Source organism: Rathayibacter festucae DSM 15932 (assembly GCF_004011135.1).
Taxonomy (GTDB): domain Bacteria; phylum Actinomycetota; class Actinomycetes; order Actinomycetales; family Microbacteriaceae; genus Rathayibacter; species Rathayibacter festucae.
Genome location: NZ_CP028137.1, coordinates 3,690,642 through 3,709,235, shown reverse-complemented (window position 1 = coordinate 3,709,235; position 18,594 = coordinate 3,690,642). Strand labels below are relative to the sequence as shown.

Here is an 18,594-nt window from a genome sequence, read left to right as displayed (position 1 = left end):
GGCGTGTCGTGGGTACTCACTACGGTAGATCGCAGCATTTGTGTCAGGAAAGTGTGGTCGGTGATGGTTGAGCAGCCGGGTTTCCGGAAGGCGAAGGACAACGTGGCGAGGGCGGCTGACGACGTCAGCAAACTCGCGAGGGACGCCTCGTCGCACCTCAAGGAGCAGACCGGGGACCTCCGGGAAGCGGCAGTCGACATGCTGCGAGCGCGACACCTCGCCTCCTACGAGGAGCTCACTGCTGAGTACAACGCTGCATTCACTGAGATGAGTGACAAGGGGCTCTCGCTCCTCCGCCAGCGTGAGCGCTCGACAGATCTCATCGGGTTGGTCGAGCTGCTGGTGAACAGCATCGTCAACACCCCGAAGTCCTTCAACGCCGACTTCGAAGAGATCGACATGCACAAGGCTCGCTTCCTCGACGCCGAGGAGTTCGCCCGGCGGGATCTCGCCGCTGCGCGGAGATCAGCGGCAGGCGCCGGGGCAGGAGTGACTGCTGGGGCTGCGCTCGCCAGCGTCGCACCGACGGCGGCAATGTGGGTCGCCACCACGTTCGGGACGGCGTCGACAGGAACCGCGATCTCGACTCTGTCCGGTGCGGCAGCGAGCCAGGCTGCTTTGGCATGGCTCGGGGGCGGCGCCATCGCAGCCGGCGGAGGGGGAACCGCAGTCGGCGGCGCCCTGCTCGCTCTCGCCGGCCCTGTCGGTTGGACCCTCGCCGGAGCAGCGCTCCTCACATCGATCGCCCTGTTCGCCCGGAAGAGGTTCGAAACACAGGAGACGAAGCGAACGACGCTGGCGGCGATCATGCAGAACGTTGCCGAAGTGAAGGCGATTGATGCGCAGATAGGCGCCCTTCTCGACCGCACCGCTTCCACACGTGAGTTGCTCATGAAGGTATACAGCGAAGCCGTGCCGTACGTCGGCTGTGACTTTCGAGCCGCAACCGCCCAGCAACAAGCTCAACTCATCGCGCTTGTCAACACGGCGAAGGCCGGCGCAGCCTTGCTGAGTACCCGCATCGAGAAAGACTCCGACGATGAATGATCTTGCTGATCTCGCGAAGAGCAATCAGGAGCAGGCTGTCGCGGCATGGTTGGGCTACCTCGACCGCCTCAGAGCTGAGCGCCTGCTGAGCGCTTTGCACGGCCAGGACCAGAACCTGATCGATGCCCTCGATCATGTCGATGCCGCGCTGCAGATGATCGGCGACGTCGTGGCCTCGAATCGCGGAGGGGTGAAGGGCATGCACGGTTTCATCGCGGAGGTTGCAGAGGTTGGGATCGGCAATGCCCGAACCGCGATCCGTGGCGAGGACACCAGCTACGCATGGGTGAACAACAACGGCCCCACGGATCTCTTGCGCGCCGGAGTTCAGATCCAGCAGAAGTTCGTCGCGGCCGGCGGCCGACTCGGGCTCGGCGCGATAGCCGAGCACCTCGACAGATACCCCGACTTCGTCGCGAACGGCGGAAAGTACCAGATCCCGAACGATCACTTCGAGACGATTCAGAAGCTCTACGCGATGACTGCGGAGGACGCCGGCAAGCTTCTGTCTCGCAGCGGCGACGGCCCCTCTCTCACCGACTGGAAGCGCGTTCAGACCTTCTTCTCAACCGACTCCATCGGACTCGAATCTGTCGAGGCCTCCCATCTGGGATACGCGGATGTACAACGCGACGCCTACGGGGTCACGTTGGAGGCGGAGAAGGAAACACTGCGCGCCACCGACGCGAACCTGCGCGAGAAGACTCGTCAGGAAAATCGGCCAACGGTCGGTCAAGGCGCGAGAGCCACCCTCGTGGCCGCAGGAGTCGAGGGCGGAACAACCTTCGTACTCTCCCTGGTCGACAAGCGTCGCCAAGGAAAGAAGCTCAAGGACCTCACGACCGACGACTGGACGGAGATCGCGGGCGACACGGCTATCGGCGCAGCAAGGGGCGGGGTTCGGGGCCTCAGCATCTACTCGCTCATCAACCTCACCATGACATCCGCCGCCGTCGCAAACATGATGGCGGCCGCTGCGTTCGGCGTCGCGGACCAGGCCAACAAGTTCCGTCGGGGGGAGATCTCCGAAGTGACGTTCATTGAGAACGCCGAACTCGTCTGCCTTGAGGTCGGCGTATGCGCCCTGTCTTCCGCTGTGGGGCAAGCGATCATCCCCATTCCCATCCTCGGCGCCGTCATCGGGAACACCGTCGGCACCATCATGTACAACGCCGCTTCATCCTCACTCTCTGCACGCGAGACTGCACTCGTCAACAGCTACCTCGATGACCAGCGCGTGCTCGACGAGAAACTCGCTGTCGAGCACGACGCTCTTATCGGGAAGCTGGAAGCGAGCATGAGCGGTTATGTGACGGCGCTCGATCGGGCATTCTCCCCCGACATCGAGGTTGCGCTACTCGGCTCGATCGAGCTCGCACGCGAAGTCGGCGTGCCCTCCGAAGACATATTGGACACCGACGAAAAGGTGCACGAATACTTTCTGGACTAGTGACTCGAGACCGATGGAGCGCTCAGCGCTGACAGCAGAAGAAGTACGACGTGCCGCGCCTGGCTAACGGCAAGAGGTCGAGTGAAGGGTTCAGTACACTCCGGCGAAGACGTAGGGGTCTCCCGCTGCGTCCGACACGAGCGACGCTTCAACGTCTGGGAGGAGATCGGGGCAGTTGTCTCGGACCGAGTAGTACAGGGCGGCCCCCGCGATCTCGTACGCCTGAGCGCGGGGTACGAAGTCGATCGCGTAGCTGCTGATGGTCGTACTTTGCAACAGACCGCTGTAGTACGGCGGGGGAGTCTGTCGGAAAACCGCGCAGAAACTCGCCCCATCCTTGCCCGCAAGGATCTTCGCGTAGCCGTCGATGAGCACATCGCTCCACGGGGTCGGTTCGGGTGTGGGCAGCGCTAGAGCAGAGGTCGGGGTGGGCGTCGGCGTCTCCCTCATCGGGGTCGGCGTGACGCTTTCGCTTTGACTTGGGGACGCCGTCTGGGCCGCCTGGCCTTCCGACGACGTACAACCGGCCGATCCCAAGGGCACGATGAGGAGAACCACTATGGGCATCAATAGTTGGGCGCGCACACTACGAAACATAGCAGCGCATTGGCAATATTGGTCGCTTCGCCTGCCGTAGACAGAAATGGCCTGATCCCTTGTCGCACAACCCACCCGATCTTCCGAATTCAAGAAACATCGACTCCGACCCTTGCGCCTATCGCACCGTCCACGCGGCCGTCAGGGTCGGATATCGATCAGTCGTCGTTTCGGATCACCTGCCGTCCTGAGCCAGTGAAGCCCTCGAGCGACATCAACCCCGGATGCCGACCCAGAGCATCCTCGCCATGGGTCATCCTGACCGTCAGCACCGCCGCGGCGGGCACATCGACTCCGAGAAGCATCAGCGGCTCGGCCGAATCGAACTGCGTGACGAGGGTCCAGGAGTCGACCTCGGGATAGACCGCCGTCATGGCGCTGTAGTGGAAGCTGAGCCAGCGGCCACCGCTCACCTGACAGACGAGCCGCTGATTCGACACGAGCAGGCGGACCTGCTGACGATCGCGCCACTGGGCCTGCGCCTGAGCGTGCGCGACCGAGGCGTTGACCGTGTTGCTGACGGCGTTGGCGAAGAGGCCCGCCGCAACGAATGCCGGTCGCCCCGCGTAGAAGCGTGACGTGCGGGTGTAGGAGACGTCCCGGCCGTAGTACCGGAAGTAGTCGGCCCGGGTGTCCGGGAAGATGACCTCGCCCGGTCCGGGGACGACGTCCCACACTCCGATCTCGGCGGGCAGCCGCCTCGCCGGCAGCAGCGCGCGCAGGTCGACGGCTGCGCGCCGCCCGCGGTCCGACGCTTCCCGCGCGTCGATCGTCGCCCGCTCCGTCGCGGTGAAGCGCCCCTTCGCCCGCCGCGCGCGCCCGTGGACGATGACGGCCTGGACGATCGCCACGATCACGGCGGCGACCGGCACGAGGAACGCGGCAGCCAGCAGGGCGAGCTGCAGAAGCAAGGACTGCAGGTCCCCCTCGGCGGACGAGAGCGATACGAGATACTGAGACCAGCCGAATCCGACGAACGCCACGGGTGCTGACACCAGCGGAACGATCCATCGCAGGTGCGACCGCTTCCGGTACGGCCACCCACCGAGCTGCTCCGCCACCACTCCCCCGCTGCCCAGCTGCTCCGCGCTCGTCTGCCCAGTTTGCCGCGAATCCGCGATCCCGAGACGGGGCGTCGCTCGATCGAGGCGCACACTGCATCAGTCGCGAACCCCACGGAATCCGCCCCTCGCCCCACCCCCACAGAAGGACCCCACACACATGAGCATGGAAGGCGTCGCCTGGAGCTCCCTCTACCGGATCTCCTCCGCCCAGGGCGGCAAGCACGGCATCTCCCGCGAGTCCGTGCGCCGCATCATGACCTTCGCGGTCCCCTACCGCGCCCGCCTCCTCCTCTTCATCGGGCTCTCCGTCGTCGGGGCGTTCCTCGCCGTCGCGACGCCGGTGCTCGCCGGGCGGGTGGTCGACACCATCGTCGCCCGGGGCGCCGTCGGCACGATCGTGCAGCTCGCGGTCGTCATCGCCGCAGTCGCCGTCGCCGACGCCGGGGTCTCGCTCGTCACGCGCTGGTACTCGGCGCGCATCGGCGAGGGCGTCATCCTCGACCTGCGCACCGCCGTCTTCAACCACGTGCAGAAGATGCCGATCGCGTTCTTCACCCGCACCCGCACGGGCGCCCTCGTCAGCCGGCTCAACAACGACGTCATCGGCGCGCAGCAGGCCTTCAGCGGCACGCTCTCCGGCGTCGTCACGAACGTCGTGGCGCTGGTCCTCACCCTGATCGTCATGCTCAGCACGTCCTGGCTGGTCACCGTCCTCGCGGTGATCATGCTCCCGATCTTCCTCATCCCCGCGCGCCGGATGGGCAGCCGCCTCGCCGCGCTCCGTCGCGAGGCCGCGGACCACAACTCCGCGATGAGCACGCAGATGACCGAGCGCTTCTCCGCGCCCGGCGCCACCCTGGTCAAGCTGTTCGGCCGGCCCGACGAGGAGGCGGAGGAGTTCCGCGTCCGGGCCGCCCGCGTCCGCGACATCGGGGTCCGCACGGCGATGCTGCAGCTGGTCTTCGTCACCGCGCTGACGCTCGTCTCCGCGCTCGCCCTCGCGCTCGTCTACGGGCTCGGCGGCGTCCTCGCGCTCGGCGGGCAGCTCGACACCGGCGCGGTGGTCACCCTGGCCCTCCTCCTCACCCGCCTCTACGCGCCGCTGACCAGCCTCGCGAACGCGCGCGTCGAGATCATGAGCGCGGTCGTCAGCTTCGAGCGCGTCTTCGAGGTGCTCGACCTCCAGCCGCTCATCCAGGAGAAGCCCGACGCGGGCACCGTCCCCGAGGGCCCGGTGTCGGTCGAGTTCGACGACGTCCGCTTCGCCTACCCGTCCGCGGACAAGGTGTCGCTCGCCTCCCTCGAGGAGGTCGCCGTCCTCGACACCCGCGGCGGCGAGGAGGTGCTGCACGGCCTCTCCTTCCGGATCGAGCCGGGGCAGACCGTCGCCCTCGTCGGCACGTCCGGGGCCGGCAAGTCGACGATCGCGCAGCTGCTCTCGCGCCTCTACGACGTCGACAGCGGCGCGGTGCGCCTGGCCGGCACCGATGTCCGCGATGTGACCTTCGCCTCGATGCGGCACACCCTGGGCATGGTGACGCAGGACGGCCACCTCTTCCACGAGACGATCCTGTCCAACCTGCGCCTGGCCCGGCCGGAGTCGACCGACGACGAGGTGTGGGACGCCCTCCGCCGTGCGCGACTCGAGCCGCTCATCCGCTCGCTGCCCGACCAGCTCGACACCCTCGTCGGCGAGCGCGGCTACCGGCTCTCCGGCGGCGAGCGCCAGCGGCTGACCATCGCGCGGCTCCTGCTCGCCCAGCCGCGCGTCGTCATCCTCGACGAGGCGACGGCGGCGCTCGACTCCACCTCGGAGGCCGCGGTGCAGGCCGCCCTCAGCGAGGCCCTCGAGGGCCGGACCGCGATGGTGATCGCCCACCGCCTCTCCACCATCCGCAGCGCCGACCTGATCCTCGTGATCGAGGACGGCACGATCGTCGAGCGCGGCACCCACGAGGAGCTGCTGGCGGCGGCCGGGCGCTACGAGGAGCTGCACCGGACGCAGTTCGCGGTGCAGAAGGACGTGGCGGCGGAGGAGGAGGCGCTCAGCGGGTCCTGCGCACCGCAGCGCCGTCAATCCGGCTCGGGGTTATTGAATTATTCCCGTCAGAAGGAGCAGCGGTCGGGAAACTCGGAGGGAACGTTGCGCTTCGCGCTAGACGACCCGAAGTGAGCCACGCCACCTTCTGGCTCGGGTCTCTCTTACCCCTGCTTGCGTAGTCGGTGGTATTTAGGACGGAAACAGACAGGTGTGAACAAACATTCAGTATGCTGCAAAGATGATGAAAGCGAATTTTGAGCGCCCTTCCACTCGCATACTTGTCTGGGCCCAAAAGGACCTCGGTTCAAAATTAATGGGGATCGACCAGGAACTGGTGCACATGAGCACACTAGGAAAACGACCTGGATTTGAAGTCAAAATTTGTCTAAACATGGTTTGGGAAGATCTTTCCGCGGTCATAAGTGAATTCGAGCCGAATGTTTTTCACTTTATCGGTCACGGTGAAGCTGGATCGCTGGTTGCCTACCGCCTCGAAGATGGGATTCCCGCAGAGGCGCGGATCTCTCCCTTCAGGCTGACGCAATCACTCTTATTCCCGCATTCCTCAATATGTGGAATATTCCTCAACGGATGTGAGACCTCGAACTGGGCGCCGCACCTGATTCCGAGAAATGGATGGTTCATCGGCGCAAATAGAGAGGTTCACGATGATTCAGCCGTACTTTTCGCGGAGTTTTTCTACGAGGAGATCGCGCTAGGAAGGAAAACCGACGTTGCGTATACGAAAGCCATCAATCGGGTTTCGGCTCTTCCGGGACATTCTGGGCTGGCCGCCGTTCACTGGAAGTGGGACACGGAGCCCGCTGTATTCCTATGGCACATCTTTGACAGGGCCGCGTTCCGCGATCCTGTTAGGTTAGAAGGGCCGCTGCGGGAAGTTCAAATTGCACTATCGGACGTCCGGTCGTCACTTCGCGATGGAAGACTATATACACGGCATGACCTTGGGCACCCTGGCGTAATACGATGTACCGGAGCGCTAGACAAATCGCACGTCAAACGAATATTGGTACTTCTCAGTGTCGTCAATCACGACCTGAAAACGATATTGACTGCATTTCCCCTTCTTCTCGATGAAGGTTATAACAGCCGCTCCGTCCCGATGAATTCAGAACCTCAATTCCAGGAGCTTGCAGACCTTCTCGACGCTTCACGGAACACAGTAATAGAGGAAGTTAATTCCCATCTTGACTTCCATCTATGGCTCGACCCGGTGAAATGACCCGTTAGCCCGCAGAAGCGCTACCTGCGGAGCTGGCGGAGGAGTTCGCCCTCACCCCCCGCCGAGGACAGGGACGCTGGGCAAGAGGTCACCGCAGGGAGGAAATCTCGTGTCAGCGAGGGCCGCAGCGCGATAGTGATCGCCCACCGCCTTTCCACCATCCGCAGCGCCGACCTGATCCTCGTGATCGAGGACGGCACGATCGTCGAGCGCGGCACGCACGACGAGCTCCTCGCCGCGGCCGGCCGCTACGAGGAGCTGCACCGGACGCAGTTCGCGGTGCAGAAGGACGTGGCGGAGGAGGAGGCGGAGGAGGCGCTCAGCGGGTCCTGAGCGCCACCGACGTCGCTGGGGTGGGTGGGTCTCGATACGTGCCTGCGGGGCTACTCGACCAGCATGTGTGCGGGCGTCTCGAGCAAGACCCACCGTCGTCTGCAGGGCTGGTCTGCACACTCGCTTTCGACAGCGACCGCGACGGACGCACCAGGAGCCCTGCTTCAGCGGCTCTCGGCTCGGCCCCGCCCGTCCTCCTCCCCGCCTCCCGGGCGGCCACTGCCCTATCGTTACCGCTAACACGGGATCAGGCGGCGGGGGACGAGCATGGCCGACAGGCAGCAGCGCGCGGCGACCATCTACGACGTCGCCCGGGCGGCGGGGGTCTCGCATCAGACGGTGTCGCGGTTCCTGACGGGGACCGGCGGCATCCGCCCGGCGAACCGGGTCCGGGTCGAGGAGGCGCTGCGGACGCTGAACTACCGGACCAACGCCACCGCCCGCTCGCTCGCCACCCGGCGCACGCACCGGCTCGGGGCACTGGTGCACGAGCTGTCCGGGACCGGTCCGGGCAAGACGATGCAGGGGGCGAGCGACGCCGCCCGCCGGGCCGGCTACTCGCTGGACATCATCAGCCTCGACACCTCGGACGACGTCGAGCTCGCCGACGCTCTGGACGCGCTCGGCAGCCGGGACCTGGAGGGCATCCTCGCCACGGCACCCACCGACGAGGTCGATGCGGCGCTGCGCACGCTCGACCTGCCGATCCCGATCCACATCGACCGCGGCGGCGAGCGGACGGACGGCTCGTCGGTGGTCGGCACGCGGCTCGCCGTCTCGCACCTGCTGGAGCTCGGCCACCAGCGCATCGCGCACCTCGCCGGCCCCGAGCGCTGGATCTCCGCGCAGGACCGCGCGCGCACCTACCAGCAGTGCATGGCCGAGGCGGCGCTGCCCACCCGTCCGCTCGTGCACGGCGACTGGTCCTCCCGCTCCGGCTACGCGGCCGCTCCGCAGCTCTTCGCGGAGGCCGGCGTCACGGCGGTCGTCGCGGCGAACGACCGGATGGCGCTCGGGCTGCTGCTCTGGCTGCACGACAACGGCCGGCGGATCCCCGAGGACGTCAGCGTCGTCGGCTTCGACGACATCGCCGAGGCGGAGTTCTTCCACCCGCCGCTGACGACCGTCCGCCAGGACTTCACGGCGATGGGCCGCGCCTCCGCGCTGGCGCTGATCGCCCTGGTCGAGGAGTCCGACCGGGCGGGCACCGTCGACTACCCGGCGCCGGAGCTCGTCGTGCGCGCGTCGACCGCCCCTCCCGCCTGAGGGATCCGCGAGCCCGCGGAACCTCGACCGCTGACCCTCCGATCCCCGAATCGTGACCGGTAACGATTCACCCTTGCGGAGTCGCGGACGGCGCTCTACGGTGATCCTGTCGCACAGTTCGTTACCGGTAACGAAACCCGGATCCACGACGCGACGCGCCTTCTGCAGAGCAGCAGAGGATTCACGCAGGGATGAAGACACCGATGAGAACGACGAAGTTCCGCAGGCCGCTCGCGGCCGTGACCGCCCTCGCCGCCGCCGCCCTCCTGTCGGGCTGCACCGGCGCGACCAGCCCGGCCGCGACAGGCGACGCCGACGGCCCCGTCACCCTCGAGTACTGGTCGTGGGCCCCCAACATCGAGAAGATCGTCGACGTCTGGAACCAGGCGAACCCCGACATCCAGGTGGAGGTCAACACCTCGACCGGCGGCGCGGAGATCGTCGCGAAGCTCAGCGCGGCGAAGCAGGCCGGCACCCTGCCGGACCTCTCGAACACCACCTACGAGAACCTGCCGAACCTGATCACGAGCGAGATCGCCTCCGACGTCACCTCGATCATGGGCGACCGGGAGGCGGAGACGGCCGGCCCCGCCTGGGAGCTGACGACGTTCGACGACGTGAACTACGCCGTTCCGCAGGGCACCGCGCCGATGTTCCTTTACTACCGCTCCGACATCTTCGAGGCCAACGGCCTGGCCGTCCCGACCACCTGGGACGAGTACGCCGACGCCGCCCGGGCCCTGCACGCCGCGGACCCGACGAAGTACCTCGCGACCTTCCCCGCGAATGACGCGCAGCTGTTCGCCGGGCTCAGCCAGCAGGCCGGCGCCGAGTGGTGGAGCCAGGAGGACGGCACCTGGACGGTCGCGATCGACGACCCCGCCTCGCAGAAGGTCGCCGACTACTGGCAGGGCCTGGTCGACGACGGCAGCCTCGCGACCTTCAAGACCTTCACTCCGGAGTGGCAGGCCGCGCTCGCCGACGGCACGCTGGCCAGCTGGCTCGGCGCGGTCTGGACTCCCCCGCTGCTGCAGAACAACGCGCCCGACACGATCGGGAAGTGGGCCGCGGTGCCGATCCCGCAGTGGACCCCGTCCGACCCGAGCTCGGGAGTCCTGGGCGGCAGCGGCACGATCGTGACCACCGGCTCCGACCACCCGGAGCAGGCGCGCGAGTTCGCGCTCTGGCTGAACACCTCGACCGAGGCCCTCGAGGCGTACATCGAGTACGCCAGCATCTGGCCCGCCGCGCTCTCCGGCCGCGAGCTGCCCGAGCTGCAGCAGGCCCCGGCGCTGCTGCCCGAGCAGACCGACTTCTACGCCACCGCCGACGAGATCGACCAGATGACGGCCTCGGTGACCTGGGGGCCGAACGTCTCGGTCGCCTACGACGCCTTCAACAACGCCTTCAGCGCCGCCGTCAACGAGAAGGGCAGCTTCGCGGAGGCCCTCGCGAGCGTGCAGGAGGCGACCGTCGCGGACCTCGAGAAGTCCGGCTACGACGTCGCCGGGCAGTGAGGCTCCCGTGACGACCACCGCCGCGCCCCGGACCGGGCGCCCCTCGACCCTCGCCCCGCGCGCGGCACCCTGGTTCTTCGTCGCCCCCGCGGTCCTGCTCGCCGTCGCTCTCCTCGCCCTCCCGCTGCTCTACACGGTCTGGCTCAGCTTCCGCGGCAACACCGTCAGCGGGAGCGGGCTGGGCGTGAAGAAGGAGACGTTCGTCGGCTTCGACAACTACGCGCGCACCCTCGCGGACCCCGCGCTCTGGGCCGGCTTCGGCCGGATGCTGACCTACGCGCTGCTCTCGGTGCCGGTCACGATGATCCTCGCGCTGGTGTTCGCGCTCCTGCTCGACAACCTCTCCACCCGCTTCGGCCGGTTCTCGCGGATCGCGATCTTCGTGCCCTACGCGGTCCCGGGCGTGATCGCCGCGCTGATGTGGGGGTTCCTCTACCTGCCGGGCGTCAGCCCCTTCGTCGACGCGGCGACCGCTCTGGGGCTGCCCGCTCCGGTCTTCCTCGGACCGGACTCGGTGTTCCTCTCGGTCGCGAACATCGCGATCTGGGGCTCGGTCGGCTTCAACATGGTGATCCTCTACACCTCGCTGCGCGGTCTGCCGTCCGAGATCTACGACGCCGCCCGCATCGACGGCTGCTCCGAGCGCCAGCTCGCGCTGCGCATCAAGCTGCCGCTGATCGTGCCGGGAGTGATCATGACCGGGCTCTTCTCCGTCATCGGCGCACTGCAGGTCTTCTCGGAGCCGAACACGCTCGTGACGCTCACCACGGTGATCGGCTCGGACTGGGTGCCGATGATGCTGATCTACCGCGACGCCTTCGTGACCAACGACCTGTTCTCCGCTTCGGCGACCTCGGTCGTGGTCACCCTCCTCACCCTCATCGCCTCGCTCGGCCTGCTGCGGTTCCTGCAGTCGCGCGCCTTCGGAGAAGACTGACCATGACCGACACCCTCACGAAGCTCCCGCCCGTCCTCGAGGACCCGCGCCGGGCCGCGCAGTCGGTCCGCTCCCGCCGCCGGGGCCCCACGATCACCCGGCCGCGGGCCGCGTTCTGGCCCACCGCGGTCCTGCTCGTCGGGGCCGTCTACTGTCTCCTGCCCGTCTTCTGGCTCTTCACGGCCGCGACCAAGCGCTCGGGCGAGCTGTTCACCACCTTCTCGCTCTGGCCGAGCTTCACCGGCGGGTTCCAGGAGAACTTCGCCCTGCTGCTCGGGGTCGGCAACGGCGCGTTCTGGTCCTGGTGCCTGAACAGCCTGATCTTCGCCGGCGGCGGCGGACTGCTCGGCACCGCCGTCTCCGCCCTCGCCGGCTACGGCCTCGCGAAGTACTCCTTCCGCGGGAAGAAGCTCGTCTTCAACTTCCTGCTGATCGGAGTGCTCATCCCCGGGGTCATCCTCGCGATCCCGCAGTACCTGCTGCTCTCCTCCGTCGGGATCGCCGGCACCTACTGGTCGGTGCTGCTGCCCTGCATGATCAGCCCGTTCAGCATCTACCTCTGCCGCATCTACGCCACCGCGGTGGTGCCCACCGAGATGCTCGAGGCCGGGCGGATCGACGGGGCGAGCGAGTGGCGGATCTTCTCGCGGATCGCCGTCTACCCGATGGTGCCGGGGCTGATCACCGTGTTCCTGCTGCACTTCGTCGGCATCTGGAACAACTTCCTGCTCCCCTTCATCATGCTCTCGCGCACCGACATGTTCCCGCTGACGGTCGGCTTCTACTCGCTGATGAACCAGGGCAACGACCAGCCCAACACCTACAACGTCGTGATCATGGGCTGCCTCGTCTCGACCATCCCGCTGATCGCGCTCTTCCTCTTCCTGCAGCGCTACTGGCGCCTCGACCTCGTCAGCGGATCGCTCAAGGGCTGACCGCCCGGTTCCGCCGACCTCGCCGACCGCTCCGCCCGACCGCTTCTCCGCGCCGACCACCTCTCTCACACCGAAGGATCGACATGACCACCACCGAGACCGCCACCGCCCCGACGGCGACCGGCAGCACCCTCCCCGACGGCGGCTGGCCCGTCATGCTCACCCCGTTCCGCGAGGACCGATCGCTCGACTTCGAGCAGGTCGACGCCCTCACGGACTGGCTGATCGACAACGGCGCCGCCGGCATCTTCACCGTCGCGCTCTCCAGCGAGATGTACGACCTCACCGAGGAGGAGCGCCTCGCCCTCGCGACGCGGGTCGTCGCCCGCTCCGCCGGCCGCGTCCCGGTGGTCGCCTCCTCCGTCTCCTCGGGCACCCCGGACGAGCAGGCCGCGTCCGCTGCCGCGATGGCCGCGACCGGGGTCGACGCGGTCGTGCTGATCTCCTCGCTGGTCGGCGGGCTCACCACCACCGAGGAGGAGTGGCGCGCGACGGTGCAGCACATCCTCGACACCGTGCCGGGGGTCGACTTCGGGATCTACGAGTGCCCGGTGCCGTTCAAGCGCCTGCCCTCGACCGAGAACGTCGCCTGGATGGCCGGGACCGGCCGCTTCGTCTTCTACAAGGACACCTCGCACTCGCTCGAGACCATGCAGGAGCGACTCGCCGCGATCGCGGGCACCCGCCTGAAGCTCTACAACGCGCAGATCTCCTCCCTCACCGACTCGCTCCGCGCGGGCGCCGCGGGCCTCAGCGGCTACGCCGCGAACATCTACCCGGAGCACGTCGCCTGGCTCTGCGAGCACTACGACGACGAGCCCACCGAGACGGCCGTCGCCGTGCAGCGCCTGCTGACGGTCGCCGAGCACACGATCAACTCCCGCTATCCGACCTCGGCGAAGTACTACCTCCGGCACAGCTCGCGTCTGGCGATCGAGCCGATCAGCCGCTGGAAGCCCGAGGGCATCGGCGCGCACGAGGGCGCACCGCTGCTGGAGCTCGCCGCCTACATCCGCGACCTGCGCCTCCCCGGGGCGGCGCGGGTCGACGGCGCCCGCTAGATGCTCGTCGGGGCGTACCCGTCACTGCCGGAGCACGCGCGACGCGACGCCGTCGCCTTCGACGCCTTCCACGAGCGGATCGCGCTCGTCACCGGGTGCTCGGGGTTCGAGATCCCGTTCGGCAGCGCCTTCGTGCCCGACGAGGCGGAGCTGCTGCGGCTGCTGCGCCGCGGGGGGACGCACGTGCTCACCCTGCTGCCGGCGGTGCTCGAGCGCGGGGTCGGGCTGGCGGATCCGGTCGAGGAGCGCCGGGCGGCCGCGGGCGCCCTGGTGCGGTGGGCTGTCGCTGCCGCAGTATCGGTGAACGAGAGCGAGCGTCGCGCGGTCGTCGACGCGGTGCTGCTCCACTCGGCGCCGCGGATGACGCGTGCGACGGCGGACGCCGCTCGCGCGGCGTTCTCGCGGAGTCTCGCCGAGATCGCCGGCTGGGACGCGCACGGCGTGCAGTTCGTGATCGAGCACTGCGACTCCTTCGAGGGGCCCGGCCCGGCGAAGGGCTTCCTCGACCTGCCGACCGAACTCGACCTCGCCTCCCGCCACGGCTTCGGCACCGCGATCAACTGGGGCCGCTCCTACCTCGAGACCCGCCGCCTCGACGGCCCGCTCGAGCACGCGCGGGCCGCGCGCGACGCCGGCACCCTGGCGATGCTCGGCGTCTCGGGAGTGAGCGACACGGCGACGACGCTCGGCCCCGCGTTCAGCGACAGCCACGCCTCCGTCCGCACCGACGACACCGTCCCGAGCCTGCTCGATCCCGACACCCTGCAGCGCTTCCTCGAGGTGGATCCCGGAGCGCGTGTCGTCACCAAGGTCGCGGGCGGACCGCACGCACTCGCCGCCTCCGCCCACGCCGCCCGCCGGCCCTTCCTGCCGGCCGAGCAGCCCCGCAGGCCCCACATGCTGGTCGAGTAGCCCCGCAGGGGCGTATCGAGACCCACCGTCTCCGACGGTTCCGCCCTGAAGACACGACGCCGACCACCTCACCGCTCTCTGGAGACACGCCATGACCCACCACCCCGCCGACACCCGCTACGACCGGATGACCTACCACCGCTCCGGCCGCAGCGGCCTGAAGCTGCCCGCCCTCTCGCTGGGCCTGTGGCACAACTTCGGCGAGACGAAGCCGATCGAGACCCAGCGCGCGATCGTCCGCCGCGCCTTCGACCTCGGGATCACCCACTTCGACCTCGCCAACAACTACGGCCCGCCCTACGGCTCCGCCGAGACGGCGTTCGGCCGGATCCTCGCGGAGGACCTGCGCCCGTACCGCGACGAGCTGGTCCTCTCCACGAAGGCCGGCTACGACATGTGGCCCGGCCCCTACGGCGATCACGGCTCGCGCAAGTACCTGCTGTCCTCGCTCGACCAGAGCCTCGGCCGGCTCGGCGTCGACTACGTCGACGTCTTCTACTCGCACCGCCCCGACCCGGAGACCCCGATCGAGGAGACGATGGGCGCGCTGGCGAGTGCGATCCAGCAGGGCAAGGCCCTCTACGCGGGTGTCTCGAACTACTCGCCCGAGCAGACGATCGCCGCCCGCGACGCGCTCGCCGCGCACGGGGTGCCGCTGCTGATCCACCAGCCCCGCTACTCGATGCTCGACCGCCGGCCCGAGGAGTCGGGCCTGCTCGACCTCGTCGAGCGGGAGGGCATCGGCGCCATCGTCTTCTCCCCGCTGGAGCAGGGCCTGCTCACCGACCGCTACCTCTCCGGCGAGATCCCGCCGGACTCTCGCGCCGCGGTCGGGCAGTTCCTCAAGCCCGGAGCCCTCGAGGGCGACTACCAGCGGCTGATCCAAGGCCTGAAGGAGATCGCGGACGGGCGCGGCCAGAGCATCGCCCAGCTCGCCCTGAACTGGGTGCTGCGCTCCTCCGCCGTCACCTCGGCGATCATCGGCGCCTCGAGCGTGCAGCAGCTGGAGCAGAACACGGCGGCCCTCGACGCGCCGCCCCTGACCGGCGCCGATCTCGAGGCGATCGAGACGGCCCTGCCGAACTGACGGAGCCCGCCCTGCGACGCCTGCGCTCGCGATGCTCGCCGGGCGCTGCGGCGGCCGATCCGGCCGCGGACCGATGGCCTAGATTCGAGGCATGGTGAGCGCAGCAGGGTCGGCACCCGGGCCGAGTCAGCTGCTCGTCCTCTCCAAGATCACGGACATCCTCGATGCGTTCACGCTCGAGGCGCCCGCCCTCACGCTCACGCAGATCCGCGAGGCGACGGGGCTGCCCGTGTCGACCACGCAGCGGCTGGTCGTCAACCTGGTCGCGCAGGGCTTCCTCGACCGCGACGGCGACCGGTTCCGGATCGGGCTGCGGATGGCGTACTGGGCGGCGCCGGCCGTCCGCGGGATCCGCGCGGTCGACGTCGTCGCGCCCCTGCTGCAGGAGCTGCGCGACGCGACCGGCGAGACGGCCAGCCTCTTCCGCTCGGAGGAGGACTACCGGGTCTGCATCGGGCTCGAGGAGACGCACCACGAGCTGCGGCAGGACAGCTACGTGGGCAAGGTCGCCCCGCTGACGGTCGGCTCCGCGGGCCGCGTGCTGCTGGCGTGGAACGACGAGCTGCGCGCGCAGGTGCTGGGCCGGCCGATCCCGGACCTGGCGCACCGGACCATCACCGACCCGGCGGCCCTCGCCGCAGCGGTCGCCGAGACGGCGCGGCGGGGCTACGCGATCACCGGCAACGAGCGCGTGGACGGGCTCACCGGCGTCGCCGCCCCGGTCTTCGACCCCGACGGCCGCGTCCGGATGGCGATCAGCGTCAGCGGCCCGGTCGCCCGCATCTCGCCCGACGACCTCGACCGCTGGACGCCCCTCGTGCGCGAGGCCGCCGACCAGGCGACGCGGCGGCTCGGCGGGCGCGCGCCGGCGCCGGTCAGCTGACCTCAGCCGGGACCGCCCAGGGGAACGCCTCCGCCGTCGACCGCGCACCCTGGCGCGCCTTCGACCGGTTCGGCTCGCCGAGGTCCGCGAGCAGGCTCTCCGACTCGCGCACGAGGTGCGCGAACGCCTCGGTGTCGAGCCACTCGGGCCGCATCGCGAAGAGGAGGTCCTCGGAGGCGGTGTTGCCGCTCGCACCCGGCGCGAAGGGGCAGCCGCCCAGCCCGCCGAGGGCGCCGTCGACGACCGACGCCCCGGCCTGCACGGCGGTCAGCGCGTTGACGACCCCGGCTCCCCAGGTGTCGTGCCCGTGGAAGACGATCTCGCGCGGGGGCGTCTCCGCGGCGACGCGCGAGACGAGCGACGCGACCTGACCGGGATGCGCCTGCCCGAGGGTGTCGCAGATCACGATGTCCTCCGCGCCCTCGGCCCGCGGGTCGTTCGCGATCGCGAGCACCCGCTCCTCCGGGACCATGCCCTCGAACGGGCAGGTGAAGGAGGTCGCGATGCACAGCTGGATCCGCCCGCCGACCCCGTGCGCCAGCGCGACCGCGTCGGGCATGGCGTCCAGGCTCGCCTCGGTGGGCCGGCCGATGTTCGCCCGGTTGTGCGAGTCGGAGGCCGAGAAGCAGTACTGGAAGTTGCGGGCCCCGGCCGCCGCGGCCTTCTCGATGTGCCGGGGAGTGGCGACCCAGACCCAGCTCCTCTCGAGCTCCTCGGGCGTCAGCGCCTCGATCACCTCGAGGGTGTTCGCCATCGGCGGCACCACGTCGCCGCGCGCCATCGAGCCGATCTCCAGCTCCGGCACTCCCGCGGCGAACAGGGCTCGGGCGAGGCGCACCTTGCGCTCCGTCGACAGCATCCGGCCGGTGAGCTGGAGGCCGTCGCGCAGGGTGACGTCGCGCAGACGCGCCGCGGAGATGGTCGGGGCCGCGGCGGTCATCGGGCGTCCGCCTCGGTGGCGCGGGTGGTCGGGGTGCCGGCCTGGAGCATCGCCAGGACCTCCTCGGTGTCGTGCCCCAGTGCCGGGGCGAGGGTGCGGAGCGGAAGGGAGCGGCCGCCGAGCACAGGGACGACGCCGGGGAAGCCGACGTCCTCGATCGTGCCGGCGCCGGTGTCGACGTCGAACTTCTGGATCATGTCGCGCGCGGCGTACTGCTCGCTGGAGCTGATGTCGGCGGCGGTGTAGATGGGGCCGGAGGGGACGCCGCACTCGTCGAGGATCGCGAGCGCCTCCTCGGAGGTCCTCGCCGCGGTCCACGCGCCGATCGCCGCGTCGAGCTCGTCGCGGCGCTTCCAGCGCAGGTCGTTCGTGGCCAGCCCCTCGTCGGCGGCGAGGTCCTCCCGCCCGATGATCCCCATGAAGCGCTGGAAGATGGCGTCGCCGTTGCCCGCGACGACGATGCTCGACCCGTCGGAGCAGGTGTACGCGTTGGTGGGCGCGATGCCCTCCATCCGGCCGCCGACCCGCTCGCGGACGATGCCGTGCGCCTGGTAGTCGGGGATCAGCGACTCCATCATCGAGAACATCGCCTCGTTGAGGGCGACGTCGACGACGCGCTCCTCGAGCGGCGCCGGCCCCAGGCCCGCCGCGCGCCGCGTCTGCCGCTGGAACAGCGCCATCATCACTCCGTAGCCGGCGTAGAGCCCGGCGATCGAGTCGCCGATCGAGATCCCCACGCGCACGGGCGTCCGGTCGGGGTCGCCGACCAGCTCGCGGAACCCGCCCATGGCCTCGGCGACGGCGGCGAAGCCCGGCCGCTCGGAGAGGGGCCCGGTCTGCCCGAAGGCCGAGATCCGGCCGATGACGATGTCCGGGTTCGCCTCGTTCAGCACGTCCGGTCCGATCCCCCACTTCTCGAGGGTGCCCGGGCGGAAGTTCTCGAGCACGACGTCGCACTCCGCGGCGAGGCGGCGCACGGCGTCGCGCCCCTCCTCGGTGCGGAGGTCGAGGGTGATCGACTTTTTGTTGCGGTTGATCGTGTGGAAGAGCATCGAGGTCGTCGAGCCGGGGTGCAGGCGCCACTTCCGCAGCTCGTCGCCGGTGCCGGGCCGCTCGACCTTGATCACCTCGGCGCCGAAGTCGGCGAGCAGCCGGCCGGCGGTGGGCGCGGCGATGAAGTTGCCGAGCTCGAGCACGCGGAGCCCGTCGAGCGGGGCGATGCCGGCTGCGCCGGGGGACGCGGCGGGGTGCGCCGTGGGAGGTGCGGTGGTCATGATCTGC

General features: G+C 68.9%; 16 protein-coding genes and 1 pseudogene. 13 read left to right on the top strand and 4 right to left on the bottom strand.

Going from position 1 to position 18,594, the window contains the following annotated elements; genetic code table 11:
* Positions 1 to 63: 63 nt before the first annotated feature.
* Positions 64 to 1,047, top strand: coding sequence for a hypothetical protein (locus C1I64_RS16875; RefSeq protein ID WP_127888003.1), 984 nt, complete (start codon positions 64 to 66; stop codon positions 1,045 to 1,047).
* Complete coding sequence (locus C1I64_RS16870; RefSeq protein WP_127888002.1) at positions 1,040 to 2,497, top strand: hypothetical protein; 1,458 nt, start codon at positions 1,040 to 1,042, stop codon at positions 2,495 to 2,497. The genes C1I64_RS16875 and C1I64_RS16870 overlap by 8 nt, the downstream gene beginning before the upstream one ends.
* Before the next feature lie 90 nt (positions 2,498 to 2,587).
* Here the strand turns inward: C1I64_RS16870 and C1I64_RS16865 are convergent, their stop codons facing one another.
* Entirely contained in the window at positions 2,588 to 3,055 is a 468-nt protein-coding gene (locus C1I64_RS16865) for a hypothetical protein (RefSeq protein WP_127888001.1), read from the bottom strand.
* 197 nt (positions 3,056 to 3,252) lie between these two features.
* Positions 3,253 to 4,089: a hypothetical protein gene (locus C1I64_RS16860; protein WP_127888000.1), complete on the bottom strand. Its 837-nt coding sequence runs from the start codon at positions 4,087 to 4,089 to the stop codon at positions 3,253 to 3,255.
* Between the two features lie 226 nt (positions 4,090 to 4,315).
* Between C1I64_RS16860 and C1I64_RS16855 the strand changes: the two genes are divergently transcribed.
* From C1I64_RS16855 to C1I64_RS16805, 11 genes and pseudogenes are all read left to right on the top strand, one after another.
* Complete coding sequence (locus tag C1I64_RS16855) at positions 4,316 to 6,331, top strand: ABC transporter ATP-binding protein (RefSeq protein ID WP_244209512.1); 2,016 nt, start codon at positions 4,316 to 4,318, stop codon at positions 6,329 to 6,331.
* A 106-nt stretch (positions 6,332 to 6,437) separates the two neighbouring features.
* Positions 6,438 to 7,442 (top strand): CHAT domain-containing protein, encoded by a 1,005-nt coding sequence (locus C1I64_RS16850; protein WP_127887999.1) that lies wholly within the window; start codon positions 6,438 to 6,440, stop codon positions 7,440 to 7,442.
* A gap of 117 nt (positions 7,443 to 7,559) precedes the next feature.
* Positions 7,560 to 7,775 (top strand): annotated as a pseudogene (locus C1I64_RS16845) (ABC transporter ATP-binding protein); the annotation flags it as partial.
* 267 nt (positions 7,776 to 8,042) lie between these two features.
* Positions 8,043 to 9,041, top strand: a complete 999-nt coding sequence (locus tag C1I64_RS16840) for a LacI family DNA-binding transcriptional regulator (protein ID WP_127887998.1) — start codon at positions 8,043 to 8,045, stop codon at positions 9,039 to 9,041.
* A gap of 203 nt (positions 9,042 to 9,244) precedes the next feature.
* Complete coding sequence (locus tag C1I64_RS16835) at positions 9,245 to 10,558, top strand: ABC transporter substrate-binding protein (protein ID WP_164874576.1); 1,314 nt, start codon at positions 9,245 to 9,247, stop codon at positions 10,556 to 10,558.
* A gap of 7 nt (positions 10,559 to 10,565) precedes the next feature.
* A complete protein-coding gene (locus C1I64_RS16830; RefSeq protein WP_127887996.1) occupies positions 10,566 to 11,495 on the top strand; it encodes a carbohydrate ABC transporter permease in 930 nt (309 codons plus the stop codon).
* Between the two features lie 2 nt (positions 11,496 to 11,497).
* Entirely contained in the window at positions 11,498 to 12,430 is a 933-nt protein-coding gene (locus tag C1I64_RS16825; protein WP_123447367.1) for a carbohydrate ABC transporter permease, read from the top strand.
* Positions 12,431 to 12,513: 83 nt separating this feature from the next.
* Positions 12,514 to 13,491 (top strand): dihydrodipicolinate synthase family protein, encoded by a 978-nt coding sequence (locus tag C1I64_RS16820; RefSeq protein WP_127887995.1) that lies wholly within the window; start codon positions 12,514 to 12,516, stop codon positions 13,489 to 13,491.
* On the top strand, positions 13,492 to 14,403 hold the full coding sequence (locus C1I64_RS16815; RefSeq protein ID WP_127887994.1) for a DUF4862 family protein: 912 nt from the start codon (positions 13,492 to 13,494) through the stop codon (positions 14,401 to 14,403).
* A gap of 91 nt (positions 14,404 to 14,494) precedes the next feature.
* Complete coding sequence (locus C1I64_RS16810; protein ID WP_127887993.1) at positions 14,495 to 15,490, top strand: aldo/keto reductase; 996 nt, start codon at positions 14,495 to 14,497, stop codon at positions 15,488 to 15,490.
* A 91-nt stretch (positions 15,491 to 15,581) separates the two neighbouring features.
* Complete coding sequence (locus tag C1I64_RS16805) at positions 15,582 to 16,373, top strand: IclR family transcriptional regulator (RefSeq protein WP_127887992.1); 792 nt, start codon at positions 15,582 to 15,584, stop codon at positions 16,371 to 16,373.
* On the opposite strand, the gene C1I64_RS16800 is transcribed toward C1I64_RS16805, so the two are convergent.
* Complete coding sequence (locus C1I64_RS16800) at positions 16,366 to 17,313, bottom strand: beta/alpha barrel domain-containing protein (RefSeq protein WP_127887991.1); 948 nt, start codon at positions 17,311 to 17,313, stop codon at positions 16,366 to 16,368. The two genes, C1I64_RS16805 and C1I64_RS16800, sit on opposite strands and share 8 nt — an antisense overlap.
* Entirely contained in the window at positions 17,310 to 18,587 is a 1,278-nt protein-coding gene (locus C1I64_RS16795; protein ID WP_127887990.1) for a CaiB/BaiF CoA transferase family protein, read from the bottom strand. The genes C1I64_RS16800 and C1I64_RS16795 overlap by 4 nt, the downstream gene beginning before the upstream one ends.
* Between the last annotated feature and the right edge of the window lie 7 nt (positions 18,588 to 18,594).